Origin of the sequence: Antiquaquibacter soli (assembly GCF_030580675.1) — a bacterium.
Classification (GTDB): Bacteria; Actinomycetota; Actinomycetes; order Actinomycetales; family Microbacteriaceae; genus Rhodoglobus; species Rhodoglobus soli.
In genome coordinates this window covers 1,191,075-1,216,978 of the sequence record NZ_JAUQUB010000001.1, presented here as the reverse complement: position 1 = coordinate 1,216,978, position 25,904 = coordinate 1,191,075, and the positions used below count along the sequence as shown (strand labels likewise).

The 25,904-nt window shown below is 66.1% G+C and carries 21 protein-coding genes and 3 rRNA genes; all 24 read right to left on the bottom strand.

Features of this window, described 5'->3' with window-relative positions; genetic code table 11:
- Positions 1-15: 15 nt before the first annotated feature.
- Positions 16-1,530: a ribosome biogenesis GTPase Der gene (gene der / locus Q5716_RS05975; RefSeq protein ID WP_305002172.1), complete on the bottom strand. Its 1,515-nt coding sequence runs from the start codon at positions 1,528-1,530 to the stop codon at positions 16-18.
- 10 nt (positions 1,531-1,540) lie between these two features.
- On the bottom strand, positions 1,541-2,206 hold the full coding sequence (gene cmk / locus Q5716_RS05970) for a (d)CMP kinase (RefSeq protein ID WP_305002171.1): 666 nt from the start codon (positions 2,204-2,206) through the stop codon (positions 1,541-1,543).
- A complete protein-coding gene (locus Q5716_RS05965; RefSeq protein WP_305002170.1) occupies positions 2,203-3,294 on the bottom strand; it encodes a prephenate dehydrogenase in 1,092 nt (363 codons plus the stop codon). Before Q5716_RS05965 ends, cmk begins: the two co-directional genes overlap by 4 nt.
- Positions 3,287-4,072: a pseudouridine synthase gene (locus tag Q5716_RS05960; RefSeq protein WP_305002169.1), complete on the bottom strand. Its 786-nt coding sequence runs from the start codon at positions 4,070-4,072 to the stop codon at positions 3,287-3,289. Before Q5716_RS05960 ends, Q5716_RS05965 begins: the two co-directional genes overlap by 8 nt.
- Positions 4,059-4,649 carry an SMC-Scp complex subunit ScpB gene (scpB, locus tag Q5716_RS05955; RefSeq protein ID WP_305002168.1) on the bottom strand — a complete coding sequence of 197 codons (591 nt, stop codon included), beginning with the start codon at positions 4,647-4,649 and terminating at the stop codon, positions 4,059-4,061. Before scpB ends, Q5716_RS05960 begins: the two co-directional genes overlap by 14 nt.
- Positions 4,639-5,517 (bottom strand): segregation and condensation protein A, encoded by an 879-nt coding sequence (locus Q5716_RS05950; protein ID WP_434056588.1) that lies wholly within the window; start codon positions 5,515-5,517, stop codon positions 4,639-4,641. The genes scpB and Q5716_RS05950 overlap by 11 nt, the downstream gene beginning before the upstream one ends.
- The gene (locus Q5716_RS05945) at positions 5,501-6,391 is read right to left on the bottom strand and encodes a ParA family protein (RefSeq protein WP_305002167.1); all 891 of its coding nucleotides are present in this window, start codon (positions 6,389-6,391) and stop codon (positions 5,501-5,503) included. Before Q5716_RS05945 ends, Q5716_RS05950 begins: the two co-directional genes overlap by 17 nt.
- An 87-nt stretch (positions 6,392-6,478) precedes the next feature.
- Positions 6,479-7,399 carry a site-specific tyrosine recombinase XerD gene (gene xerD / locus Q5716_RS05940; protein WP_305002971.1) on the bottom strand — a complete coding sequence of 307 codons (921 nt, stop codon included), beginning with the start codon at positions 7,397-7,399 and terminating at the stop codon, positions 6,479-6,481.
- Positions 7,396-8,019, bottom strand: coding sequence for an NUDIX domain-containing protein (locus tag Q5716_RS05935; protein WP_305002166.1), 624 nt, complete (start codon positions 8,017-8,019; stop codon positions 7,396-7,398). Before Q5716_RS05935 ends, xerD begins: the two co-directional genes overlap by 4 nt.
- Complete coding sequence (gene pyrG, locus Q5716_RS05930) at positions 8,012-9,700, bottom strand: CTP synthase (protein WP_305002970.1); 1,689 nt, start codon at positions 9,698-9,700, stop codon at positions 8,012-8,014. Before pyrG ends, Q5716_RS05935 begins: the two co-directional genes overlap by 8 nt.
- 78 nt (positions 9,701-9,778) lie before the next feature.
- Positions 9,779-11,479 carry a DNA repair protein RecN gene (gene recN / locus Q5716_RS05925; RefSeq protein WP_305002165.1) on the bottom strand — a complete coding sequence of 567 codons (1,701 nt, stop codon included), beginning with the start codon at positions 11,477-11,479 and terminating at the stop codon, positions 9,779-9,781.
- Positions 11,476-12,402: an NAD kinase gene (locus tag Q5716_RS05920; RefSeq protein ID WP_305002164.1), complete on the bottom strand. Its 927-nt coding sequence runs from the start codon at positions 12,400-12,402 to the stop codon at positions 11,476-11,478. Before Q5716_RS05920 ends, recN begins: the two co-directional genes overlap by 4 nt.
- 148 nt (positions 12,403-12,550) lie before the next feature.
- On the bottom strand, positions 12,551-13,345 hold the full coding sequence (locus tag Q5716_RS05915; protein ID WP_434056587.1) for a TlyA family RNA methyltransferase: 795 nt from the start codon (positions 13,343-13,345) through the stop codon (positions 12,551-12,553).
- Positions 13,338-13,505: a hypothetical protein gene (locus Q5716_RS05910; RefSeq protein ID WP_305002162.1), complete on the bottom strand. Its 168-nt coding sequence runs from the start codon at positions 13,503-13,505 to the stop codon at positions 13,338-13,340. The genes Q5716_RS05915 and Q5716_RS05910 overlap by 8 nt, the downstream gene beginning before the upstream one ends.
- Before the next feature lie 19 nt (positions 13,506-13,524).
- Positions 13,525-14,523 (bottom strand): HAD-IIA family hydrolase, encoded by a 999-nt coding sequence (locus Q5716_RS05905; RefSeq protein ID WP_305002161.1) that lies wholly within the window; start codon positions 14,521-14,523, stop codon positions 13,525-13,527.
- Positions 14,516-15,124 carry a hypothetical protein gene (locus Q5716_RS05900; protein ID WP_305002160.1) on the bottom strand — a complete coding sequence of 203 codons (609 nt, stop codon included), beginning with the start codon at positions 15,122-15,124 and terminating at the stop codon, positions 14,516-14,518. The genes Q5716_RS05905 and Q5716_RS05900 overlap by 8 nt, the downstream gene beginning before the upstream one ends.
- A gap of 580 nt (positions 15,125-15,704) precedes the next feature.
- Positions 15,705-15,821 (bottom strand): 5S ribosomal RNA (rrf, locus tag Q5716_RS05895).
- Between the two features lie 121 nt (positions 15,822-15,942).
- A 23S ribosomal RNA gene (locus tag Q5716_RS05890) occupies positions 15,943-19,059 on the bottom strand.
- A 386-nt stretch (positions 19,060-19,445) separates the two neighbouring features.
- Positions 19,446-20,970: ribosomal RNA gene (locus Q5716_RS05885) — 16S ribosomal RNA — on the bottom strand.
- The 16S, 23S and 5S rRNA genes sit together here, the layout of an rRNA operon.
- A 532-nt stretch (positions 20,971-21,502) precedes the next feature.
- Positions 21,503-22,810, bottom strand: coding sequence for a tyrosine--tRNA ligase (gene tyrS, locus Q5716_RS05880; protein ID WP_434056586.1), 1,308 nt, complete (start codon positions 22,808-22,810; stop codon positions 21,503-21,505).
- A 44-nt stretch (positions 22,811-22,854) separates the two neighbouring features.
- The gene (locus tag Q5716_RS05875; RefSeq protein WP_305002158.1) at positions 22,855-23,736 is read right to left on the bottom strand and encodes a DUF817 domain-containing protein; all 882 of its coding nucleotides are present in this window, start codon (positions 23,734-23,736) and stop codon (positions 22,855-22,857) included.
- Positions 23,733-24,323, bottom strand: coding sequence for a DNA-3-methyladenine glycosylase (locus tag Q5716_RS05870; RefSeq protein WP_305002157.1), 591 nt, complete (start codon positions 24,321-24,323; stop codon positions 23,733-23,735). The genes Q5716_RS05875 and Q5716_RS05870 overlap by 4 nt, the downstream gene beginning before the upstream one ends.
- 4 nt (positions 24,324-24,327) lie before the next feature.
- A complete protein-coding gene (locus tag Q5716_RS05865; protein ID WP_305002156.1) occupies positions 24,328-24,471 on the bottom strand; it encodes a hypothetical protein in 144 nt (47 codons plus the stop codon).
- Complete coding sequence (gene argH, locus Q5716_RS05860; protein WP_305002155.1) at positions 24,468-25,895, bottom strand: argininosuccinate lyase; 1,428 nt, start codon at positions 25,893-25,895, stop codon at positions 24,468-24,470. Before argH ends, Q5716_RS05865 begins: the two co-directional genes overlap by 4 nt.
- Between the last annotated feature and the right edge of the window lie 9 nt (positions 25,896-25,904).

Below are 25,904 nucleotides of genomic sequence, written 5' to 3'. Positions count from 1 at the left end.
GGTTGCGCGTGCGGGTCAGCGCTTCCGGCGCTCCCGCACGCGCATGTTCACGGTGATCGGGCTGCCCTCGAAGCCGAAGATCTCCCGGAGCCGCCGCGTGATGAAGCGCCGGTACTGGGGGTCGAGGAACCCCGTGGTGAACAGCACGAACGTCGGCGGCCTCGACGAGGCCTGAGTGCCGAACAGGATGCGCGGCTGCTTGCCACCGCGAACCGGGTGCGGATGCTCCGCCGTCAGCTCGGCCAGCAGCGCGTTGAACTTTCCAGTCGGGATGCGGGTGTCCCACGATTCCAGCGCGAGCTCGAGAGCCGGCACCAGCTTCTCCAGGTGGCGACCCGTCTTTGCGGAGATGTTGACGCGGGGCGCCCAGTCCACGTGCGAGAGATCCTGCTCGATCTCGCGCTCGAGGTAGATGCGGCGCTCGTCATCCAGCAGGTCCCACTTGTTGTACGCGAGCACGAGGGCGCGGCCCGACTCGAGGACCAGGTCGATGATCTTGAGGTCCTGGATGCTGATGGGGGCCGTCACGTCGATGACGACGACAGCGACCTCCGCGCGTTCCAGCGCTGCCGAGGTGCGCAGCGTCGCGTAGAAGTCCGCGCCCTGAGTGAGATTGACGCGACGACGGATGCCCGCTGTGTCGATGAACCGCCAGAACTTGCCTCCGAGCTCGATCTGCTCGTCGACGGGGTCGCGAGTCGTTCCTGCCATCTCGTTGACGACGACGCGCTCCTCCCCCGCCGTCTTGTTGAGCAGGCTCGACTTGCCGACGTTGGGGCGGCCGAGGATCGCCACGCGTCGCGGACCCCCCACCTCTTCCTTAGCGACTGCAGAGACCTCGGGGAGCACGGTGAGCACTTTGTCGAGGAGGTCCGCGACACCGCGACCGTGGAGAGCAGAGACCGCCCACGGCTCACCGAGACCGAGCGACCACAGCGCGGCCGCCTCGGGCTCCTGGTAGGCGTCATCCACCTTGTTGGCGACGAGGATCACCGGCTTCTTGGTCTGGCGGAGCATGCGCACGACATGCTCGTCGGTGGAGGTCGCGCCGACGGTGGCATCCACCACGAACAGCACCGCGTCGGCGAGGTCGATCGCAACCTCGGCCTGAGCCGCGACCGCGGCGTTGATCCCCTTCGCGTCCGGTTCCCACCCGCCGGTGTCGACGAGGGTGAACTTGCGGGTGTTCCACTCGGCCTTGTAGTTGACGCGGTCGCGCGTCACCCCCGGCGTGTCCTCGACGACCGCCTCGCGTCGGCCCAGGATGCGGTTCACGAGCGCCGACTTGCCGACGTTCGGCCGACCGACGATCGCGAGCACCGGTAGCGCTGGAAGGTAGGTGATCGCGTCGACGTCCTCGCCGGCAGCGTCGAGGAGGTCGAGATCCTCCTCGTCGAGTTCGTAGTCGTCGAGGCCCGCGCGCAGAGCGTTCGCGCGCTGGACCGCTTCCGCCTCGTCGAGCGAACCGAGGCGCTCAACGAGCGCCGCATCCAGCTCGGGGAAGTCGTCGTGCTCGTCGAGATCGGCCATGGTTGGTTCCTTACGCTTGAGTGCGCTCCCGCACGAGGGTGACGACCGCATGGACGGTCGAATCGAAGTCCAGATCGGTGGAGTCGACGGTGACGACCCCTTCCGCGGCATTCATGAAGTCGACCACCTTCGCATCCTTCGCGTCGCGGGAGCTCAGCTCCCGAGCAGTCGCCTCGGCCGACTCTCCTGAGAGCTCGGCAGAACGCCTCCTCATCCTAACTTCCTCGGAAGCGGTGAGCAGAATCCGCACTTCGGCGTCGGGAGCCACGACCGTCGTGATGTCCCTGCCCTCCACGACGATCCCCGGCTTGACCGTGCCCGCGATGATCGAGCGGAACAGCGCCGTGAGGTGCGCGCGCACCTCCGGGATGCGAGCGACCGAGCTGACCGTCGACGAAATGCGCGGCTCCCGGATGTCCGCCGTGACGTCCTCGGATCCCACGCGCACGAAGTACCCGTCCGGGTCGGTGCCGATGGCGTACTCGAACGACGGAAGCGACTCGATAACGTCTCGAGGGCCGTGCGTGTCGATGCCCTCCTCGAGACAGCGCCACGCGAACGCCCGGTACGCCGCCCCGGTGTCCAGGTAGTCGAAGCCGAGGGCCCGGGCCGCCGCGCGTGAGACGCTCGACTTGCCGCTCCCCGCCGGTCCGTCGACGGCGACGACGATGGTCACAAGGACACCTCCGAGATCCTCCAGCCGCGCGCGACGAGTTCGCCGGCGAGCCGCTCCTCCGCCTCCGGCAGCACCGAGATCTCCGCGAGCCCGATCTGGGCGCCCGGAGAGTGCTCGAGCCGGAGGTCTTCCATGTTGATCCCTGCCTCGCCGATGTCGGTGAGGAGCCGGGCGAGCTGGCCAGGTCTGTCGTCGACGATGACGACGAGCTGACTGAACTGCGCCGACTGACCGTGCTTGCCCGGGATGCGCGCCACTCCCGCATTGCCTCCGGCGAGTGACTCGGCGATCGTGCGGCGAGCGCCGCGGGCATCCGGCGCGTCGAGCGCGGCGATCATCGCGTCGAGGTCGTCGCGGAACTCCCGCAGGATGTCGACGACGGGGGACGCATTCGCGCTGAGGATCTGCACCCAGAGCTCCGGATCGCTCGACGCGATTCGAGTCGTGTCCCGCAGCCCCTGACCGGCGAGCGACACCGCCGAGTCTGGCGCAGCTCCCAGTCGGCGGGCGAGAAGGCTGGAGACCACCTGCGGCACGTGCGACACGAGGGCGACGTTGCGGTCGTGCTCCTCCGCCGTCATCTCGATCGGAATGGCGCCGAGGTCGAGAGCGAGCTGCTCCACAGCGGCGGCGCGCCGGTAGGTGATGCCGTCGTGGCCGGCGATAACCCACGGGCGCCCGATGAACAGGTCCGCCCGCGCGGAGATCGCGCCGCTGCGCTCCCGGCCCGCCATCGGGTGCGATCCGATGTAGCGCGACACGTCGGCGCCGAGCGAGAGAAGCTCCGCGAGCGGACCCACCTTCACGCTCGCGACGTCGGTGACGAGGGCGCCCGGATGCGCGGCCAGCTCGCTCGCGACAAGAGCCGCCGTGACATCCGGCGGCACACAGACGACGACAAGCTCGGGCTCGTCGCCCGCCTCGGCCCGCCGCCCGGCGCCGTAGTCCACGGCGAGGGCCACGCTCGCCGGGGACACGTCAGCGAGGATCACGTCGACCCCGCGAGCCGTGAGCGCGAGCCCGATGCTCGTGCCGAGCAGCCCGGTGCCGACGATGCGCACTGGCCCGGCGAGTCGGCGATCAGCCACGGGAGTCCTTCGAGTCGGGGGCCGGCCGCCCGCCCGATCGGGACAAGGTCAGCAGCTGGCCGAGTTCCACCTTAGTGAGATCACGGGACCGCCCCACCGGCAGGGAGCCGAGGTGCAGCGGGCCGAACTGGCGCCGCACCAGGTCGATGACCGGATGCCCGACCGCCGCCATCATCCGCCGCACGATGCGATTGCGCCCGGAGTGCAGCTCGAGCTCGACGAGGGACTCCCGCACGGTTCCGCCGGGAAGCGCTCGAGCCCGGTCGGCCGCAATCGGCCCGTCGTCGAGCTCGACGCCCGAGAGAAGCCGGCTGATGGTCTGAGCCGAGACGGCGCCCTCCACCTTCGCGATGTACGTCTTGGACACACCGAACGAGGGGTGCGCTAGCACGTGAGCGAGTTCGCCGTCGTTGGTAAGGACGAGGAGACCGGAGGTCGCGGCATCCAGTCGCCCGACGTTGAAGAGTCGCTCCTCGTAGTCACGGGTGAAGGTCCGCAGGTCGGGTCGCCCGCTCTCGTCCGCCATCGAGCTCACCACGCCGACGGGCTTGTTCAGCATCACGTACCGCTTGGAGACGTCCAGCTGGATCGCCGTGCCATCGACGGTGACGCGGTCGGTCGGGAGCACGCGACGCCCCGGCTCGCGAACCGTCTCCCCGTTGACCGTCACGCGACCCTGGGCGATGAGCTCCTCGGAGGCGCGACGCGACGCGACTCCCGCCGCCGCCATCACCTTCTGGAGTCGCTCGCCCTCGGCGGGCGGCTCAGCGCTGCTCATCGAACCCGGCCGACCCGTCGTCGAGGAGCGGCGAGATGGGCGGCAGCTCCTCGATCGAGTTGATGCCGAGCTGGCTGAGCAAGAGCGGGGTCGTCTCGTAGTGGATGGCCCCCGTCTCGTTGTCGGTGAAGGCCTCGGTGATGAGACCCCGGCCGAGGAGGGTGCGCACGACGGAGTCGACGTTGACCGCACGGATCGACGCGATGGCGCCGCGGCTGATCGGCTGTTTGTAGGCGATCACCGCAAGGGTCTCGAGCGCCGCCTGGCTGAGCTTGGTCGGATTCTGCGTCAGGACGAAGTCGCGCACGACGGCGTCGTGCTCCGGCCGCACGTAGATGCGCCAGCCACCGCCGACCTCCCGCAGCTCGAAGCCGCGGCGGACTCCCCCGGACTCCCCGTCGTAGTCGGCGACAAGGCGCTCGATCGACTGGCGGACGGCGGGGACGGGATGCCCGACCGCCGTCGCCAGGTGCACGAGGCTCTGCGGCTCGTCGGCGACCATGAGGATCGCCTCGATCGCCCGCTCGACATCGCCCACGCGCGGCGCGGACTCCTCGACGAGTTCGTCAGTTTCCATAGTCTGCTCCGAGGTTGGCAAGGCTGTCGTCCGACCAGTGCTCGGCGGACCAGTGAATGGTGAGCTCCCCCAGCGGCTCGAGCTGCTCGAAACCGATGAAGGCGCCCCGGTAAAGCTCGAGCACCGCGAGGAACCGGGCGATGACGACGCCCTTCTGGTCGGCTCCGGCGATGAGCTGGCGGAACGTCATCGGTTCGCCCCGGCGGAGCAGCGCGACGACGTGAGCCGCCTGCTCGCGGATGCTCACGAGGGGCGCGTGCAAGTGGTCGAGGCCGACGCTCGGAATCTCGCGCGGGGTGAAGGCGAGGGTGGCGAGCGCGGCGAAGTCCTCGAGGGAGAGGGTCCACACGAGCTCCGGGGTCTGCTTGCGGTACTTCTCCTCAAGCCGCACCGATCGGAAGTGACGACCCGACTCGGCGTCGAGCCGGTCGGAGAACCAGCGCGCCGCCTCTTTGAAGGCGCGGTACTGCAACAGTCGGGCGAAGAGCAGGTCGCGCGCCTCGAGGAGGGCGACATCCTCGGCGTCCACGAGCTCACCCTGCGGCAGAAGCCCGGCGACCTTGAGGTCGAGGAGCGTCGCGGCGACGACGAGGAACTCGCTCGCGCGGTCGAGCTCCTCCTCGGAATCGACCCCGCGCAAGTAGGAGATGAACTCGTCGGTGATCGCGGAGAGCGCGATCTCCGTGATGTCGAGCTCGTGCTTGGCGATCAGTGAGAGCAGCAGGTCGAACGGGCCGTCGAAGTTGGCCAGTGAGACGCGGAAGACGGTGGGATCGGTGGTCGACTCCTCGGCCGCGGCGCCCGCGTCGGGCTCAGCCCCGCCGGCGAGCTCCTCCGCGTCCGCGACCTCGCTAGGCGACGGCGCCACGGGAGATCAACTCTCGGGCGAGCTGGCGGTACGCGTCCGCAGCCGAGTGGTCGGGGGCGAAGCTCGTGATGGGCGCCCCAGCGACCGAGGCATCCGGGAACTTGACGGTGCGTCCGATGACGGTCTCCAGCACCGTATCGCCGAACGTCTCGACGACGCGCTCGAGCACCTCGCGCGAGTGCAGGGTGCGGGCGTCGTACATGGTGGCGAGGATACCGTCCAACTCGATCGCCGGATTGAGCCGATCACGGACCTTGTCGATCGTCTCGACGAGCAGAGCGACCCCGCGCAGGGCGAAGAACTCGCACTCGAGGGGGATGAGCACCCCGTGGGCCGCCGTGAGCGCATTGACCGTCAGGAGCCCGAGCGAGGGCTGACAGTCGATGAGGATCACGTCGTAGTGGTCGCTCACCTTGCGCAGCACTCGCGCGAGGATGGTCTCGCGGGCGACCTCATTGACGAGATGGACCTCCGCCGCAGAGAGGTCGATGTTCGCGGGGATGACGTCGAGATTAGGATGCCCGGAGTTGATGATCGCCTCGGCCGGGTTCTTGACCGTCCCGAGGAGCAGGTCATAGATCGTGGCGACGTCGTGGGTGGGAACGCCGAGGCCCGCGGAGAGCGCCCCCTGCGGGTCGAAGTCGACGACGAGGACCTTACGGCCGTACTCGGCCAGGGATGCCCCGAGGTTGATCGTCGTGGTGGTCTTCCCCACCCCGCCCTTCTGGTTGCACAGGGCGATCACGCGGGCCGGGCCGTGCTCGCGCAGCGGCGCGGGCGTCGGGAACTCGGTCTGCGGGCGACCAGTGGGGCCGATGGCGGAGACCACTTCGAGGCCCGGCAGAACCGCCGAGTCATCCTGGTGCACCGTCATTGTGCCAGTGTACGTCGGCCCGCCGAGTGGCCCCGCTCGGCGCGCGCCCGCCGCCGCAGGGTCACTTCGACCAGAGGTTGAAGGTTCTCAGCGCGCCCTGGGGTGGGCCGTCGTGTACATGTCGCGGAGGGTGTCCGCCGTCACCATGGTGTAAAGCTGGGTCGTCGCGACCGAGGAGTGCCCGAGAAGCTCCTGCACTACGCGAACGTCGGCCCCACCCGCGAGAAGGTGTGTCGCGAAGGAATGGCGGAGCGTGTGCGGGGACACCTCCACCCCCAACTGGGCGCGCTCGGCGGCGGCTCGGATGATCAGCCACGCGTTCTGGCGGGATACGCGGGCACCGCGCATCCCGAGGAACAGGGCGCCCGTCGCCGCACCCCGCACGGACAGGATGGGGCGGGCGCGGACGAGATAGGCGTCGAGCGCTGCGCGAGCGTAGCTGCCAACGGGGACGATCCTCTGCTTTCCGCCCTTGCCGAAGAGCCGGACCACGTCGCCCTCGATGACGTCGTCGACGTCGAGGGACACGGCCTCCGACACCCGCGCACCCGTCGCGTAGAGGAGCTCGAGGAGCGCCTTGTCGCGCAGCGACTGGGTGTCGTCGCCGTCGGTCGCGGCGAGGAGCGCCTCGACCTGCTCGATCGACAGCGCCTTCGGCAGCCGCAGGCCGAGCTTCGGGGGTGCGGTGTCGGCCGCGGCGTCAGTGTCGACGAGGCCCTCGAGCAGCAGGAAGCGGTGGAACCCCCGAACGGACGAGAGCATCCGCGCCATGGAGGCAGCCGTGAGCGGGTTCTCCGGTCGCGTTCGCAGTGCCGTCGCGAAGGCGGCGACGTCGGCTTCGCTGATGGCTCGCGGTGAGCCGACGCCGCGGGAGCCCAGAAGGTCCACGTACGCCGCGAGGTCTCTGCGGTAGGCCTGAAGAGTGTTCGCGGACAGGCCCCGCTCGATGGCGACATGGCGCAAGTACCGGTCCACGGCGACCGGGAGGGCGATGTCGCCCGTCGTCATCGCCCCTGACCGCGATGCTGCGGCCACGGCGAGTCCGCTGGCGCGAGCGTCGACCATCCGCGCGACCGGCCGGCGTGGGCGGCGAGTAGGGCGATGCACAGCAGTGAGTTCTGGAGCTCTCGCGCGAGGACTGCGTCGACCGCCTCGTCGAGGTCGACCCAGCGCAGGACGATCTCGGCCTCCTCCTCGGTCCGCTCGAAGACCGCGGGAGCGGCGCTCACTCCGCGCGCGAGGTAGATGCGGATCGTCTCCGTGCTCCCGCCCGGCGATACCAGGATGTCGCTGAGCACGTTCCACTGCTCCGCCACGAGATCCGCTTCCTCGGCGAGCTCTCGCTGAGCGGCGGCGAGGTAGTCCTCCCCCGCCATGTCGAGGAGACCCGCGGGCAGCTCCCAGTCCCTCGAGCGCACCGGGTGACGGTACTGCTGGATCAGCAGAACGCGGTCGCGCTCGTCGAGGGCGAGCACGGCGACTGCACCCGTGTGGTCGACGAAGTCACGGACGACCTCCGTGCCCGCGATGCGGAAGCGCTCGCGGCGGATGTCCCACACGCGACCCTCGAACTCGAGAGTCGACTCCAGCACGTCCACCGAGGTGGGCTCATCGCGGAGCTCAGGCATCGGCGGGCTCGGGCACCTCGAAGAGTCGCGACGCCTGCTGACGCTCGAGCGCGGCGCCCACCAGCCCGCGGAAGAGCGGGTGCGCGCGATTCGGCCGCGACCGCAGCTCCGGGTGGGCCTGGGTGCCGACGTAGAACGGGTGGACCTCGCGCGGCAACTCGACGAACTCGACGAGCGTGCGGTCGGGCGAGATCCCGGAGAACACGAGCCCCGCATCCGCGATCTGCTGACGGTAGGCGTTGTTGACCTCGTAGCGGTGGCGGTGACGCTCGGCGATCGTCGGCGCGCCGTAGAGTTCCTCCACGATCGAGCCGGGCTCGAGCGCGGCCTCATAGAGGCCGAGGCGCATGGTGCCGCCCATGTCGCCGTGGTCGATGATGTCGACCTGCTCGGCCATGGTCGCGATGACCGGGAACTCGGTCTCCGGATCGAACTCCGACGAGGATGCTCCGGCGAGCCCCGCCTCGTTGCGCGCGTACTCGATCACCATGCACTGCAGGCCCAGGCAGAGCCCGAGAGCCGGAATGCCGTTCTCCCTCGCGAAGCGGAGCGCCCCGAGCTTTCCCTCGATGCCCCTCACCCCGAAGCCTCCCGGCACGAGGATGCCATCGACATCGGCGAGCATGCGGGCGGCGCCGTCCGGCGTCTCGCACTCGTCAGACGGGACCCAGCGGATCGCGACCTTGGTCTGGTGGGCGAATCCGCCCGCCTTGAGCGCCTCGGTCACCGAGAGGTAGGCGTCCGGGAGGTCGATGTACTTGCCGACGAGGCCGATAGTGACCTCGTGCTTCGGGTCGTGGACGGTCTTGAGGAGTTCCCCCCAGCCATCCCAGTTGACGGGGCCCGCGGCGAGCCCGAGCTGATCGATGATGTACGCGTCGAGGCCCTGATCATGGAGCATCGTCGGGATGTCGTAGATGCTCGGCACGTCGATCGCGTTGACGACGGCCTGCTCGTCCACGTCGCACATGAGGGCGATCTTGCGCTTGTTGCTCTCGGAGACCGGCCGGTCGCTGCGCAAGACGAGGGCGTCGGGCTGGATACCGATCGATCGCAGGGCGGCGACCGAGTGCTGCGTCGGCTTGGTCTTCTGCTCCCCTGACGCTCCCATGAACGGAACGAGCGAGACATGCACGAAGAACACGTTCTTGCGGCCGAGCTCGTGGCGCACCTGACGGGCGGACTCGATGAAGGGCTGGCTCTCGATGTCGCCGACCGTTCCGCCGATCTCGGTGATGATGACGTCGGGTGCTGGCTCGCCGGCCGGTCCGGGCTGCGCTTGCAGGCGCATCCGTCGCTTGATCTCATCCGTGATGTGCGGGATGACCTGCACGGTGTCGCCGAGGTACTCGCCGCGCCGCTCACGGGCGATGACCTGCGAGTAGATCTGGCCGGTGGTCACGTTGGCGGCCTGGCTGAGGTTGATGTCGAGGAAGCGCTCGTAGTGGCCGATGTCGAGGTCGGTCTCGGCACCGTCATCCGTCACGAACACTTCGCCGTGCTGGAACGGGTTCATCGTTCCCGGATCGACATTCAGGTACGGGTCGAGCTTCTGCATGACGACGCGGAGTCCGCGCGCGGTGAGGAGATTGCCGAGGCTGGCGGCGGTGAGGCCCTTGCCCAGCGAGGAGACGACGCCCCCGGTGACGAAGATGTGCTTGGTAACGGCCGCTTCAGAAATGTTCACCACGGGTTTTCATCGTATCCCACCCCGGCTCAGCATTCGCCCGACGCGCGGAGCCCCGATCGCGACGGGCGCTCAGCCAGCCGACTGCGCCCGCGCGAGGTCGATGAGTTCGCGCGCGTGAGCGAGCCCGCTCTCGGAGTCGGGGAGCCCCGACAGCAGTCGCGCCATCTCGGCGACCCGAGCATCACCGACGAGCTGCTCGACGCTCGACGCGGTCACTGCACCGTCGCTGTCCTTCGTCACGCGCAAGTGGTTGGTGGCGAACGCGGCGACCTGCGCCAGGTGGGTCACCACGATGACCTGGGCAGAGCGGCTCAATCGAGCGAGACGCTTGCCCACCTCGATCGCCGAGGCTCCACCGACGCCCGCGTCCACCTCGTCGAAGATGAAGGTCGGGACCGGGTCGGTGTCGGCGACGACGACCTCGATCGCGAGCATCACGCGCGAGAGCTCGCCCCCTGAGGCGCCGCGTCCGAGCGGCCGGGGTTCGGCGCCCGAGTGCGGCTGGAGCAGGAACGAGACCTGATCCTTGCCCGAGGTCGAGTACTCGGGTCGGTCCTCGACGGTGATCGTGAAGGTCGCGTTCGCCATGGCGAGCGCGGCGAGCTCCTCGGTCACGCGCCGGCCGAGCTCCTCGGCAGCAGCTGCCCGCAGCGCCGTGAGCTCAGTCGCGAGGGAGACGACCTCCGCCTGATCCGTCTCGACCTGTACCTGCAGGGACTCGATTCGCGTCGAGTCGTTGTCGAGCTCGAGCAGCCGAGCGCTGCCGGTATCGAGGAAGTCGATCGCGTCGTCGAGGGTCGGGCCGTACTTGCGCACGAGCGCCGAGAGATGAGCCCGCCGCTCCTGCACGATCTCCAGCTCCCGCGCGCCGTCCGAGTCGAGTGATCCGAGATAGCCCGCGAGCTGCGTCGCCGCCTCGCTGAGTCCGAAGGATGCCGCGGCAATCGCCTCGGCGATGGGCGCGAGCGCCGCGTCGTGCGCCGACACCCGATCGAGCTGGCGCCGCGCGGCCGCGATCAGGCCGAGAGCGTCCTGGCCGTCGTCCGGCGACTCCGATGAGATGAGCTCGTGTGCTGCCGCGGCCGCGAATCGGAGGTCCTCGAGGTTCGTGAGCCGGTCGGCGCGCTCGGCGAGGTCGTCGTCCTCGCCCCGCTGCGGAGCGATCTCCTCGATCTCCTCGATAGCCAGCCGGAGTTCTTCCGCCTCGCTCGCGCGGCGATCCCGCTCGGCAATGAGCACATCGAGTTCTCCGCGATTCGCCTGCCACCGGGAGAAGGCGGTGCCGTAGCGCGCCAGGACATCGGCCAGCTGCTGGCCCCCGAACCGGTCGAGTGCCTCGCGCTGAGCCGTCGCCGAGCGCAGCCGGATCTGATCGGACTGCCCGTGCACGACGACGAGTTGCTCGCCGATCTCGTTGAGCACGCCCACGGGAGCGCTGCGCCCCCCGACGAACGCACGACTGCGCCCCTCGGCCGAGACCGAGCGGCCGAGGATGAGCTCGCCCGTGTCGAGCTCGCCGCCGGCATCGCGGACGCGGTCGGCAACAGCGCCGTCCTCGGGAACGATCCAGCGCCCTTCGACGAAGGCCTGCGTGCTCCCCGCCCGGATGGCCGCGCTGTCCGCGCGTTCGCCGAGCAACAGGCCGAGGGCGGTGACGACCATGGTCTTACCCGCGCCGGTCTCACCCGTGAGGGCGGTGAATCCAGGGCCGAGCGGAAGCCGGGCCTCCCCGATCACTCCCAGGTCGCGGATGGAGATCTCCTCGATCACGCGCGCGCTCCCTCCTCGCCGACGGGACCGCGCCAGCCGGACACCGGAAGGTTGAACTTGTTGACCAGCCGGTCGGTGAAAGGCCCCGGAGAAAGCCGTGCAAGTCGCACGGGGACGGGAGAGCGCCGGACGACCACGCGCGCCCCTGCCGGGAGATCGTGCATCCGCCGGCCGTCGCACCACAGCACCGCGCTACCGGGCGTGCGCTGGAGTATTTCGACGGCGAGCGAGGAGTCGGGGCCGACGACGAGCGGCCGGGCGAACAGCGCGTGCGGGCTCAGCGGCACGAGGAGCATGGCGTCGAGGCTCGGCCACACCACCGGCCCCCCGGCCGAGAAGGAGTAGGCGGTGGACCCGGTCGGAGTGGACATCACGACTCCATCGCAGCCGAAGCTCGACAGCGGGCGACCGTCCACTTCGATGACGACCTCGAGCATCCGCTCCCTGCTCGCCTTCTCGACCGTCGCCTCGTTGAGCGCCCAGGTCTCGTAGACGACCTCTGAGTCGACCTTCACCCTCACCGAGAGCGTCATGCGCTCCTCGACGAGGTAGTCCCTCGCGAGGACGCGCGCGACCGTCTCCCCCAGGTCCTCCCGCTCGGACTCGGCGAGGAAACCGACGTGGCCGAGGTTCACCCCCAGCAGCGGCGCAGAACAGCCCCGTGCGAGCTCGGCCGCCCTCAGGATCGTGCCATCGCCGCCGAGCACGATCACGAGCTCGAGGTCGCCGATCTGTACGGAGTCCCCCAGCAGCGCTGCTCCCGACAGATCGGGAGCGTGCGCGAGGACCTGGGAGTGCTCGTCCGGTGGCAGAACCGGCACGAGCCCGTCGGCGGCGAGCTGTCGACAGACCTCGACGGCGGCCTCGAGCGAGTCTTCGCGACCGGTGTGGGCGACGACGAGGATGTGCCGTTCGGTAGTCACTGTCGTCGCCTCCACGAGATCGTGCCCGTCCGCCCCACGGAGCGGAAACGGCTGCACTCCATTCTGGCGGATGCCTCCCCCATTTTTCTGAGCGCCGCCACGATCGGCGCACATGGCGCTGTCCACAAGCGCTGCGCGGAGTGGATGCTCAGGCGGTCAGCCTCGCGATGGTGTCGCGCCAGCTCCCCGGATCGTCGCCCACAGCCGCCGAGAGATGCACGAGGTACTCGCGGTTGCCGGAACCGCCGGCGATCGGTGACGCGATGACGCCCGCGGTGCGCAGGCCGAGGTCCCACGCCGCCCACAAGACCGCGGACACGGCATCCTCTCGTAGTCCGGGGTCACGGACGATCCCCTCCCGAACGCCAGACCTCCCCACCTCGAACTGCGGCTTCACGAGAAGGACGAAATCGCTGCCCTCGAGCGAAGTCGCGACGAGTGCGGGGAGAACGATCCCCAGAGGGATGAATGACAGGTCGGCGACGACCAGGTCGGGTCGCTCGGGCACGCCGGATGCTTCGGCAAGAGCGTCCGCGTCGAGGTACCGGGCGTTGCAGCCCTCCACGACGACGACACGTCGGTCGGCGCGGAGTTCCTCGACGAGCTGGCCGTGGCCGACATCAAGGGAGATCACGAGCCGGGCATCCCGCTCCAGGAGCACCTGCGTGAAGCCCCCTGTCGACGCACCGACGTCGAGGGCGAGCCGCCCGGCTACCGGCACCTCGAAGGCGTCAAGACCCGCGATGAGCTTGTGGGCGGCTCGGCTCACGTAGTGGTCCTGCCCCGCGACCTCGACCGACTGGTCTGCCGCCACCGGGATCGAGGGCTTCACCACCGGAACCCCGTCGACGGTCACCAGTCCCTCGGCGATCAGCTTGGCCGCGTGCGTTCGCGACCGGGCCAGCCCCCGCGCTGCGAGCGCGGAGTCCACCCGCTCAGTCACGCGACGGAGCGTCGCCGCCCTCGAGACGGGCGCGCAACTCGTCATGGATCTGCGCGAAGGATGCGGCGCGAGCGTCGAGCGGCTGGTCCTCGATGAGGCGCAGTCGCGGCACGAGAGCCGCCTCGACCTCCGAGGCCTCGGTGTAGTCCGTATCAGTCATCGGGTCGAGACTACCGCCATCACTCGTAGAGCGCCGCGGGCACGTCGAGGCCGTAGATCGCCATCCCCGAGTTCCAAATGGCGGCAGCACCCGCGCGCAGGAGGTCGATACCGCTTCCGCTCTCGACGAGGAGCCGGTTGGCCGAACGACGCACTCGTGCATCGCCGACGACCGTGACGACGTCCGAGCCGTCGTCCAGCGAGAGCACGTCGGGATAGGGTTCGTGCAACTGACGGAGATCCTCGAACAGATAGGTCGGCCGCTGGTCGGGCACGGCTGCGAGAACCTGTTTGGCGCGGTCGATGCCGGTGAGCACGAGAGCGGAGCGGATGCCCGCGCGATTCGCCCCCAGGATGTCGGTGTCGAGCCGGTCGCCGATCATCAGCGCGCGACGGGACCCGAAACGGCGGAACGCTTCCTCGAAAATCGCCACCTCGGGCTTGCCCGCGACGATCGGCAGCCTGCCGACCGCAGTATGGACGGCAGAGACCAGTGTGCCGTTGCCGGGCGCCGTGCCGCGAGCTTGCGGGATCGTCCAGTCTGTGTTCGTCGCGACCCAGGGGATGTCGGCGCCGCCAGGCCCGTTCAGCAGGAACGCCGCCTCGGCGAGATGCACCCATCCCACGCTCGGGTCGAAGCCCTGGACCACCGCTGCCGGTGAATCCTCAGCCGACCGGGTCGCGACGAAACCCCGGCGCGCCAGTTCGACGGTGAGACCTTCGCCCCCGATGACGAGGATCGTAGATCCGGCAGGAACGAGGTCCTCCAGTAGCGACATCGCGGCCTGCGGAGACGTCACGACGTCGTCCGGCCCCACATGGAGGCCCAACTCGGTCAGGTGCGCGGCGACCGTCACATCCGAGCGGGAGGCGTTGTTGGTGAGGTACCCGACCCGGATTCCCGACCCCAGGGCGTTTATGCTCTCAACGGCATATGGCACGGACGAGGGGCCGCGATAGACGACACCGTCGAGATCGGCGAGGAGGACGTCGATCTCCTCGATCGGGGTTCTAGTCATTGCTCTGCGCTCCGGGGCCCGGGTGCGCCTCAGTGTCGTCGAGATCGACGTCCTCCTCGACCACTTCGATGAGGTCGTCTTCCGTATCCACGCCGAGCGCCTGAGCGGCGACATCCGCTCGGGCGAACCACTCCTGGGCCTCGGACTCTCGCCCGAGATCCTCGAGCACTGTCGCGTACGCGGAGAAGAGCGCGGGGCTGTACGAGTACGCGGTAGCCGGGTCGAGTTGGGGGATGCGTAGCTCGTCGAGGGCGAGCTCAGGCGACCCCTGGTCCAGCCGGGCACCGGACATCGCGATCGCCAACTCGACCTGCACGGACACTGGCAGGGAAGCGCGCGGGACCGATCGTCCGAGTTCGAGAGCGCGATCGGGGCGGCCGAGCCCTCGCTCGCTGTCGACCATCATCGGCAGCTGGTCGTCGCGGCCCGTGATCCGGCGGTACGTGCGAAGCTCGCGCAGGGCCAGGGCGTAGTCCCCTGTCGCGTAGGCGGTAATCGCAAGCGTCTCCCGCACGACCCCGATGCGGCCACCGCGCCGCGCCGCGGACGTCGCGTGGCGATGCGCCAGCTCGGGATCATCGTCGATCAGAATCGCAGCCATCGCGAGATGCCGGGCGACGAACTCCTGGTTCTCCTTCGTCAGAGTCTTGAGCTCATTCCGCGCGACACGGTCCAAGCTGTCCGGAGTCACCGAGGCCGGAATGTCCGGGTCGTCGTGGCGAGGTCGAACAGAGCGCGTGTTGAACGGATCCCGGTCGACCTCGGGCTCGCGGACTCGAGCGTCCCGGTCCCCCCTAGCCGGCTTCCCGTCGCGGGTCCACAGTCGCTGCTCCCCGGAGGCTGAACCGCGCCCGCGACCGACGGGGGCGCCATCGCGACCCCGACCGCCACCGGAGCCCTGACCGCCGGAGCCCTGACCGCCGGAGCGCTGTCCGCCTGAGCGCCCGGCGTCCGACTGCTGGTCGCTCGCCCGATCGCCGCGCTGCCCCCTCGCGCCAGAAAATCCCGCCGGAGATCCCGCGCGGCCACCCTCGCGCCGCCCGGGCCGGCCACCCGTGCCCTTGCCGCGCTCGCTCGAGGCACGGCTGTCCCGCTGGGGGGTGTCGCTCACTGGGTCCTCCTGTGCATGTGGCTTAACGCAAAATGGCCACCCTGATTCAGGGTGGCCATTTCACAAAGAAGTCCGGCGGTGTCCTACTCTCCCACAAAGTCGCCCTTGCAGTACCATCGGCGCAGAGAGTCTTAGCTTCCGGGTTCGGAATGTGACCGGGCGTTTCCCTCTCGCTATGGCCGCCGAAACACTATTGATTTATGTATCAGTTCGTGGCCAGAACGTCTTGTTCTGGGCGCGATTCCCGACCGTAAATCGGGAACCACAAAGTGGACGCAAGCATCTCCTCATTCTCACTGAAGAGAGGTGTTATCAATTTGTCGGCTTATTAGTACGGGTCAGCTCCACGAGTCTTTAGTCCTCGCTTCCACATCCCGCCTATCAACCCAGTAGTCTAGCTGGGAGCCTCTCGACCGAAGTCATGGAAATCTCATCTTGAAGCCGGCTTCCCGCTTAGATGCTTTCAGCGGTTATCCGTTCCGAACGTAGCTAATCAGCGGTGCTCCTGGCGGAACAACTGACACACCAGAGGTTCGTCCATCCCGGTCCTCTCGTACTAGGGATAGCCCTTCTCAAATTTCCTGCGCGCGCAGAGGATAGGGACCGAACTGTCTCACGACGTTCTAAACCCAGCTCGCGTACCGCTTTAATGGGCGAACAGCCCAACCCTTGGGACCTACTCCAGCCCCAGGATGCGACGAGCCGACATCGAGGTGCCAAACCATGCCGTCGATATGGACTCTTGGGCAAGATCAGCCTGTTATCCCCGAGGTACCTTTTATCCGTTGAGCGACAGCGCTTCCACAAGCCACTGCCGGATCACTAGTCCCGACTTTCGTCCCTGCTCGACTTGTCAGTCTCACAGTCAAGCTCCCTTGTGCACTTACACTCGACACCTGATTGCCAACCAGGTTGAGGGAACCTTTGGGCGCCTCCGTTACTTTTTGGGAGGCAACCGCCCCAGTTAAACTACCCACCATGCACTGTCCCTGAACCGGATCACGGTTCGAAGTTAGATATCCAGAGTGACCAGAGTGGTATTTCAACAATGACTCCACCTGAACTAGCGTCCAAGCTTCACAGTCTCCCACCTATCCTACACAAGCCACACCGAACACCAATACAAAGCTATAGTAAAGGTCACGGGGTCTTTCCGTCCTTCTGCGCGTAACGAGCATCTTTACTCGTAGTGCAATTTCGCCGAGTTCGCGGTTGAGACAGCTGGGAAGTCGTTACGCCATTCGTGCAGGTCGGAACTTACCCGACAAGGAATTTCGCTACCTTAGGATGGTTATAGTTACCACCGCCGTTTACTGGGGCTTAAATTCGCAGCTTCGCCTTGCGACTAACCGCTCCTCTTAACCTTCCAGCACCGGGCAGGCGTCAGTCCGTATACATCGTCTTGCGACTTAGCACGGACCTGTGTTTTTAGTAAACAGTCGCTTCCCACTGGTCTCTGCGGCCGTCAAACGCTTCAGGAGTAAATCCCTACACGCCTCAGGCCCCCCTTCTCCCGAAGTTACGGGGGCATTTTGCCGAGTTCCTTAACCACGATTCTCTCGATCTCCTTGGTATTCTCTACCTGACCACCTGAGTCGGTTTGGGGTACGGGCGGCTGGAACCTCGCGTCGATGCTTTTCTTGGCAGCATAGGATCACCGAATTCCCCCGTGAGGGGTATGCATCAGATCTCAGGCTATGTGAGAGACGGATTTGCCTATCTCTCGCCCTACGTCCTTACACCGGGACAACCATCGCCCGGTACGGCTACCTTCCTGCGTCACACCTGTTAATACGCTAACCGCACCAGCACGGGGTCGAGCGTTAGGCCGGAAGCTTCACCCCGAAGGGATCCGTCATCCGGATTAGGACTCTTAGCACTACTGGATTGATTGGGGCGGTTCTTCGCCGGTACGGGAATATCAACCCGTTGTCCATCGACTACGCCTGTCGGCCTCGCCTTAGGTCCCGACTTACCCAGGGCGGATTAACCTGGCCCTGGAACCCTTGGTCTTTCGGAGGACGGGTTTCTCACCCGTCTTTCGCTACTCATGCCTGCATTCTCACTCGTGTGGCGTCCACGGCTGGATTACTCCGCCGCTTCACTCGCCACACGACGCTCTCCTACCACTCCGTGCGCCTGGACACTAGGTGCCTGGCAAATGCACGAAATCTACAACTTCGGTGGTGTGCTTGAGCCCCGTTACATTGTCGGCGCGGAATCACTTGACCAGTGAGCTATTACGCACTCTTTCAAGGGTGGCTGCTTCTAAGCCAACCTCCTGGTTGTCTCTGCAACTCCACATCCTTTCCCACTTAGCACACGCTTGGGGACCTTAGTTGGTAGTCTGGGTTGTTTCCCTCTCGACGATGAAGCTTATCCCCCACCGTCTCACTGCTGCGCTCTCACTTACCGGCATTCGGAGTTTGGCTAACGTCAGTAACCTTTTGGGGCCCATCAGCTATCCAGTAGCTCTACCTCCGGCAAGAAACACGCAACGCTGCACCTAAATGCATTTCGGAGAGAACCAGCTATCACGAAGTTTGATTGGCCTTTCACCCCTATCCACAGCTCATCCCCTCCATTTTCAACTGAAGTGGGTTCGGCCCTCCACGACGTCTTACCGTCGCTTCAGCCTGGCCATGGATAGATCACTTCGCTTCGGGTCTAGGACCAGCGACTCAATCGCCCTATTAAGACTCGCTTTCGCTACGGCTACCCCTCTCGGGTTAACCTCGCCACTGATCGCTAACTCGCAGGCTCATTCTTCAAAAGGCACGCTGTCACCCCTACTAAGGAGGCTCCAACGGTTTGTAAGCAGACGGTTTCAGGTACTATTTCACTCCCCTCCCGGGGTACTTTTCACCTTTCCCTCACGGTACTTGTCCGCTATCGGTCATCTGGGAGTATTTAGGCTTACCAGGTGGTCCTGGCAGATTCACACGGGATTTCTCGGGCCCCGTGCTACTTGGGATACTTCTCGCGCCATTGAGACATTTCGACTACGGGGTTGGCACCCTCTGTGACTGGCCTTTCAATGCCATTCGTCTATATCTCGTTGTAACGCTTGCGGTACGGCAGTTCCGCTGAAAAGTCCCGCTACCCCGACCATGCAACGCCTGCCGGCTATCACACATGATCGGTTTGGCCTGTTCCGGTTTCGCTCGCCACTACTAACGGAATCACGGTTGTTTTCTCTTCCTGTGGGTACTGAGATGTTTCACTTCCCCACGTTCCCTCTACCCGCCCTATATATTCAGGCGGGAGTCACTAGGTCGTCTTGCAACGCCTAGCGGGGTTTCCCCATTCGGAAATCCTCGGATCAAAGTTCTGTTATCAACTCCCCGAGGCTTATCGCAGATTCATACGTCCTTCTTCGGCTCCAGATGCCAAGGCATCCACCGTCTGCTCTTAGAAAATTGATATCACATGAGTTTTTAGGAATCTTCAGTGACCGAAGTCACTGACAGACCATAAAAGTGATAAAGATCTATCGATCAATATCTAAGATGCTCGCGTCCACTGTGTAGTTCTCAAAATACGGGCGGTACCCCGTGGGCCGGCCTACTGGCCGAACCCATCAAGGTCCAGAGGTTCGTTTCCCGCTCGAGCGAGCGGGGCCCGGTCCCTCAGGACCCAACAGCGTGCAAAGACCAGGTCGATCATCCGGATCCGTTCCAGCTCGCAAGGAGCGTACTGAGATCCAGGTTCTCTTCCTGGTCACAATGTCAATGTTCCACCCATGAGCTCCGGCCGAGATCATTCGTCTCGGATCCGGCTCTGTCACTCCGAAGAGTGCAGTGCTCCTTAGAAAGGAGGTGATCCAGCCGCACCTTCCGGTACGGCTACCTTGTTACGACTTAGTCCTAATCACCGATCCCACCTTCGACAGCTCCCTCCTTGCGGTTGGGCCACTGGCTTCGGGTGTTACCGACTTTCATGACTTGACGGGCGGTGTGTACAAGGCCCGGGAACGTATTCACCGCAGCGTTGCTGATCTGCGATTACTAGCGACTCCGACTTCATGAGGTCGAGTTGCAGACCTCAATCCGAACTGAGACCGACTTTTTGGGATTCGCTCCACCTTACGGTATTGCAGCCCTTTGTATCGGCCATTGTAGCATGCGTGAAGCCCAAGACATAAGGGGCATGATGATTTGACGTCATCCCCACCTTCCTCCGAGTTGACCCCGGCAGTCTCCTATGAGTTCCCACCATGACGTGCTGGCAACATAGAACGAGGGTTGCGCTCGTTGCGGGACTTAACCCAACATCTCACGACACGAGCTGACGACAACCATGCACCACCTGTTCACGAGTGTCCAAAGAGTTGACCATTTCTGGCCCGTTCTCGTGTATGTCAAGCCTTGGTAAGGTTCTTCGCGTTGCATCGAATTAATCCGCATGCTCCGCCGCTTGTGCGGGCCCCCGTCAATTCCTTTGAGTTTTAGCCTTGCGGCCGTACTCCCCAGGCGGGGAACTTAATGCGTTAGCTGCGACACAGAAACCGTGGAATGGTCCCTACATCTAGTTCCCAACGTTTACGGCGTGGACTACCAGGGTATCTAATCCTGTTCGCTCCCCACGCTTTCGCTCCTCAGCGTCAGTTACGGCCCAGAGATCTGCCTTCGCCATCGGTGTTCCTCCTGATATCTGCGCATTCCACCGCTACACCAGGAATTCCAATCTCCCCTACCGCACTCTAGTCTGCCCGTACCCACTGCAGGCTGGAGGTTGAGCCTCCAGTTTTCACAGCAGACGTGACAAACCGCCTACGAGCTCTTTACGCCCAATAATTCCGGATAACGCTTGCACCCTACGTATTACCGCGGCTGCTGGCACGTAGTTAGCCGGTGCTTTTTCTGCAGGTACCGTCACTTTCGCTTCTTCCCTACTAAAAGAGGTTTACAACCCGAAGGCCGTCGTCCCTCACGCGGCGTTGCTGCATCAGGCTTGCGCCCATTGTGCAATATTCCCCACTGCTGCCTCCCGTAGGAGTCTGGGCCGTGTCTCAGTCCCAGTGTGGCCGGTCACCCTCTCAGGCCGGCTACCCGTCGTCGCCTTGGTGAGCCGTTACCTCACCAACTAGCTGATAGGCCGCGAGCTCATCCCGAACCGAAATTCTTTCCACGCGCAGAAGATGCCTTCGCGCGTCGTATCCGGTATTAGACGCCGTTTCCAGCGCTTATCCCAGAGTTCGGGGCAGATTGCTCACGTGTTACTCACCCGTTCGCCACTGATCCGGAGGGAGCAAGCTCCCTCGTTCACCGTTCGACTTGCATGTGTTAAGCACGCCGCCAGCGTTCATCCTGAGCCAGGATCAAACTCTCCATAAATGTTTATGCACCACCGTCGCCTCCGGAATAGGAGGACAGACAATGGCAAGTTTGAAACTGACAGAACAAATCAATACTGACTTGCTTTGTTGTTCATATCTTTTTCCAAAGGAATCCGTAGCTGACCGAAGTCAGCCAACGGGTTTTTGGCATTTGACATTGTGCACGCTGTTGAGTTCTCAAGGATCGGGCGCTCCTGCCGCTCCACCTTTCGGCTTCGCTTCAGGGCAACTGCTCTAACCTACCACCAGGAGTGAGACTGTCAAACTGACACGCCGAGATTCGAAATCTCGGGTTCACTCACCGAGTGGGTTTTTCATCCTAAACCTGGAAGCCGGAGCTCACAAGGAGCTACTACTTGCTTGGAGGATTTAGTCCCGCTTGAGGCCGGGAAGCTCTTCCGCTTCTCCGCACCTTTGGGGTGACGAGTAAGAACATTACGTGGATGTTCGGCGTCCTGCAAATTACCGTGCATCCCGGGCGTGTCGCGGCGGCGTCCCCCGGAATTCCGGTCATTGCCGCCCGCCCCGAGCTACTCGACGAAGACGCCGGCGAAGGACTTCTTCCCGCGTCGGAGCACGGCCATGCCGTGCAGGAGCGCCGCGTCATCCAGTACGGCCGACTCGTCGTCGACCTTCGCGTTGTTGACGGACACCCCGCCCTGCGCGATGGCACGCCGCGACTCCCCCAGGCTCGACGTGAGTCCGGTGTCGACGAGGAGTTGGGCGATGCCCGACCCCGGCGTCGTCGTCGTGTGGGGAAGCTCGCGAAGCGCCGACTCGAGGACGTCCGCCGGCAGTGCCGACAGGTCGCCCTGCCCGAAGAGCGCCTCCGAGGCCGCGATCGCCCCGCTCGCGGCGTCGGCGCCGTGCACGATCGAGGTGACCTCCCACGCGAGAACCCTCTGGGCCTCGCGACGGAACGGCTCATCCGCGACCGCTCTCTCGAGCCGCTCGATCTCGGCGCGCGAGAGGAATGTGAAGACCTTGAGCCGCGCGATGACATCCGCGTCGTCGGTGTTCAGCCAGAACTGGTAGAACGCGTAGGGGCTCGTCATCGTCGGGTCGAGCCAGACCGCGTTGCCCTCGCTCTTGCCGAACTTGGTTCCGTCGGAGTTGGTGATGAGAGGCGTGCCGATCGCGTGCGCGGAGACCCCCTCCGTGCGGTGGATGAAGTCGATGCCGCTCGTGAGATTGCCCCACTGGTCGCTGCCGCCGGTCTGCAGGATGCACCCGTACTCCCGGTACAACTGAGCGAAATCCATGCCCTGGAGGATCTGGTAGCTGAACTCGGTGTAGCTGATTCCGGCCTCGGAGTTGAGGCGCGCGCTCACGGCATCCTTCTTCAGCATCGTCCCGACGCGGAAGTGCTTGCCGACATCGCGGAGGAACTCGATCGCCGACAGCGGCGCGGTCCAGTCGAGGTTGTTCACCAATCGCGCGGCATTCTCCCCCTCGAAGCTGAGGAAGCGGGCGACCTGAGCCTGGAGGTAGCCCACCCACTCCGCCACGACGGCGGCGTCGTTCAGCGTGCGCTCGGCCGTCGGGCGCGGATCGCCGATCAACCCGGTCGATCCCCCGACGAGACCGAGCGGACGGTGGCCGGCGAGCTGCAGTCTCCGCATGAGCAGCAGCTGCACGAGATTGCCCAGGTGCAGGCTCGGCGCCGTCGGGTCGAACCCGCAGTAATACACGATCGGAGGCCCCGAGAGCAGTTCGCGCAGCTCATCCTCGTTCGTCGAGACGTGGACGAGCCCGCGCCAGACGATCTCCTCCCACACGGAGGGAAACGACGGATCGATGGCCGGGGCGGTTGCTGCAGGGGCTGACACGACAACCACCGTAGCCCAGTCATACGGATCGCTCGTCCCGTCCCGCGGAGAGCTCAGCTCCCGCGGGGCAGGACGGGGCGCTCGAGCCCGTCCGGCGGCCTCGGCGGGTACACCCACGCGACGAGGACCACGGAGATGATCATCAGGAGGAACCACGACCCGAGCTTTGCGAGCGAGACGATCTCCCAGCCCGACTCCTGGTGCGGATACTGCCAGGCGTTCGCCCACGTTCCGATGTTCTCGGCGACCCAGATGAAGAAGGCGACCCCGACGAACGACAAGAGGATCGGCAGTTGCACGGTCGCGCGGTAGATGCGCACGTACATGGTGCAGAATCCGAAGATCACGAACGTTGCGGCGAACAGCACCACGCGGAAATCCCAGATCCAGTGGTGCGAGAAGAAGTTCGCGTAGATCAGTGCGGCGAGCACCGCGGTGATCCACCGCCGCGGATAGCGGTCGAACCGCAGATCGAAGAGCCGGTAGACGCGCACCATGTACGAGCCGATCGCGGCATACATGAACCCGCTGTACAGCGGGACGCCGGCGATGTGGAGGACGCCGTCGCCCGTATAGACCCACGAGCCCACGTCGGTCTTGAAGATCTCCATCGCTGTTCCGACGACGTGGAACATCAGGATCACGGATGCCTCGCGCACCGTCTCCAGCCGGAAGACGAGCATGGCGAACTGGATGCCGACGGCCGCGAGCACGAGCGCGTCGTTGCGGGCGAGGGCCGCGTCATCGGGGTACCAGAGCTTGGCGGCGACGATCGCGGCCAGCAGTGCTGCACCGAAGATGCAGGCCCACGCCTGCTTGAGCACGAACACGACGAACTCGACGGCGCGAGCCCGCCAGCCGTGCTCGGGGACGCCCCCCAACCGTCTGTGCGCCCACGCGTCGATGCGCTCCTCGACGCTCGTGAGGCGCATCACCCGGTCCTGCGCTTCGGTACGTGCGCCTTGTACGGCGAGACGGTCGGGTCGCCCGGGATGAAGTAGCGCCACGGGAAATCGGCCGAACCGCCGGGCCCGGAGACACCCGTGCGCGGCCCCTGGGCGATGAGCGGCGATTGCTCCCCCAGCCGCAGCCGGACCCGCCCTGTCCGCAGATCGGTGCCGTTGTCGCCGAGCTCGATTCCCAACGCGACGCAGAGGCGGGCGGGGCCCTGGGCGAGATCCGTGTCGCGCTTGCTCGACGAGCGCCGGGCGCGGGCGAGCTCGATGCCCTCCACGACCTCGCCCGCGCGCAGGAGCACTCCGGACGCAGTGCCCTCGGGCGAGCACACGACGTTCGCGCAGACGTGCATCCCGTAGGTGAAGTAGACGTACAGGTGCCCGGGCGGGCCGTACATGACGGCGTTGCGCCGACCGGGACCGCGGAAGGCGTGCGAACCGGGGTCCGCCTCCCCCAGGTAAGCCTCGACCTCCGTAATGCGCAGCGCCACCGGACCGACCTCGAGGATCGAGCCGAGCAGTCGCGGCGCGACCTCCGTCGCGGGCCGGGAGAGGAGCTCGATCACGCGATCAGAAGAGCGGGATGCCCGCGACCGCCATGATCACGAAGGCGCCGACGATCGCGGCGATGGCCACCGAGAGGACGATGATCTGCGCCCGCTTCGTCATGCCGCGGCGCCACCACCCCGGGTCCTGGTCCTTCTGCAGGGTCATGCGGTGCTCCTTGCGGTGAGGGCGCGCACGCGCGCGGTGAGGGAGGCGAGCTGCTCGGCAACGCGCGCCGGGGCGGTGCCGCCGGCTCCGGACCGGCTGGCGACGGAGCCCTCGACGGTGAGCACCGACCGAACCTCGGGAGTGAGGTGCGGGGAGACGGTCGCGTACTGCTCGTCGGTCGGCTCGTCGAGGTCCAGGCCGTTCTCCTCGCAGTAGCGAACCAGGGCGCCGCTGATCTCGTGCGCCTCGCGGAACGGCACGCGTTGGCGGACGAGCCAATCCGCGACGTCGGTCGCGAGCGAGAAGCCCTGCGGCGCGAGCTCGGCCATCCGATCGGTGTCGAAGTGCAGGGTGGCGATCATCCCGGTGAACGCCGGCAGCAGAAGCTCGATCGTCTCGACCGAGTCGAACACCGGCTCCTTGTCCTCCTGGAGGTCGCGGTTGTACGCGAGCGGCAGCGCCTTGAGAGTGGCGAGCAGTCCCGTCAGATTGCCGATGAGCCGCCCTGACTTGCCGCGGGCGAGCTCGGCGATGTCGGGATTCTTCTTCTGGGGCATGATCGACGAACCGGTCGAGTACCCGTCATCCAGTCGCACGAACCCGAACTCGCGGGTGTTCCACACGATGACGTCCTCCGCGAGGCGCGAGACATCGATGCCGAGCTGGGCGAGCACGAACGCGAACTCGGCGACCACGTCGCGGCTGGCCGTCGCATCCATCGAGTTCTCCGCGGGCCCGGAGAGACCGAGCTCCGCGGCGACGAGACCCGGGTCGAGCCCGAGGGAGCTGCCCGCGAGCGCGCCCGCTCCGTACGGGCTCGTGGATGCCCGCACGCGCCAATCTCGGATGCGCTCGAGCGTGCGCACGAGCGGCCACGCGTGCGCGAGCAGGTGGTGCGCGAGCAGCACCGGCTGCGCGTGCTGCAAGTGCGTGCGACCCGGCATCACGGCATCGCCGTGCCTCTCGGCCTGCGCCGCGATCGCGTCGACGAGGTCGACGACGAGTGCCTCGATCACGCCCGAATGGTCGAGCAGGTAGAGCCGGATGAGCGTCGCGATCTGGTCGTTGCGGCTGCGCCCTGCGCGGAGGCGACCACCCAGGTCCGATCCCACGATCGTGATGAGCGCGGCTTCGAGGGCGCCGTGGACGTCCTCGTCCGCCTCCGCGGCGACGAGCTCTCCGGAGACGACTCGGCGCTCGAGCTCGTCGAGGCCCGCGAGCATGGCGGCGAGCTGGTCGGCGTCGAGATAGTCGGCTGCCGCGAGCGCCTTCGCGTGGGCTCGGGACCCGGCGATGTCGTAGCCCGCGAGCTGCCAGTCGAAGTGCGTGGACTTGCTCAGCCGGGCGAGCTCGGGCGACGGTCCGCTCGCGAAGCGGCCGCCCCAGAGCGATCCTTCACCGGTGGTTCCTGCGGAGTTGGCCATCGCTGGAAG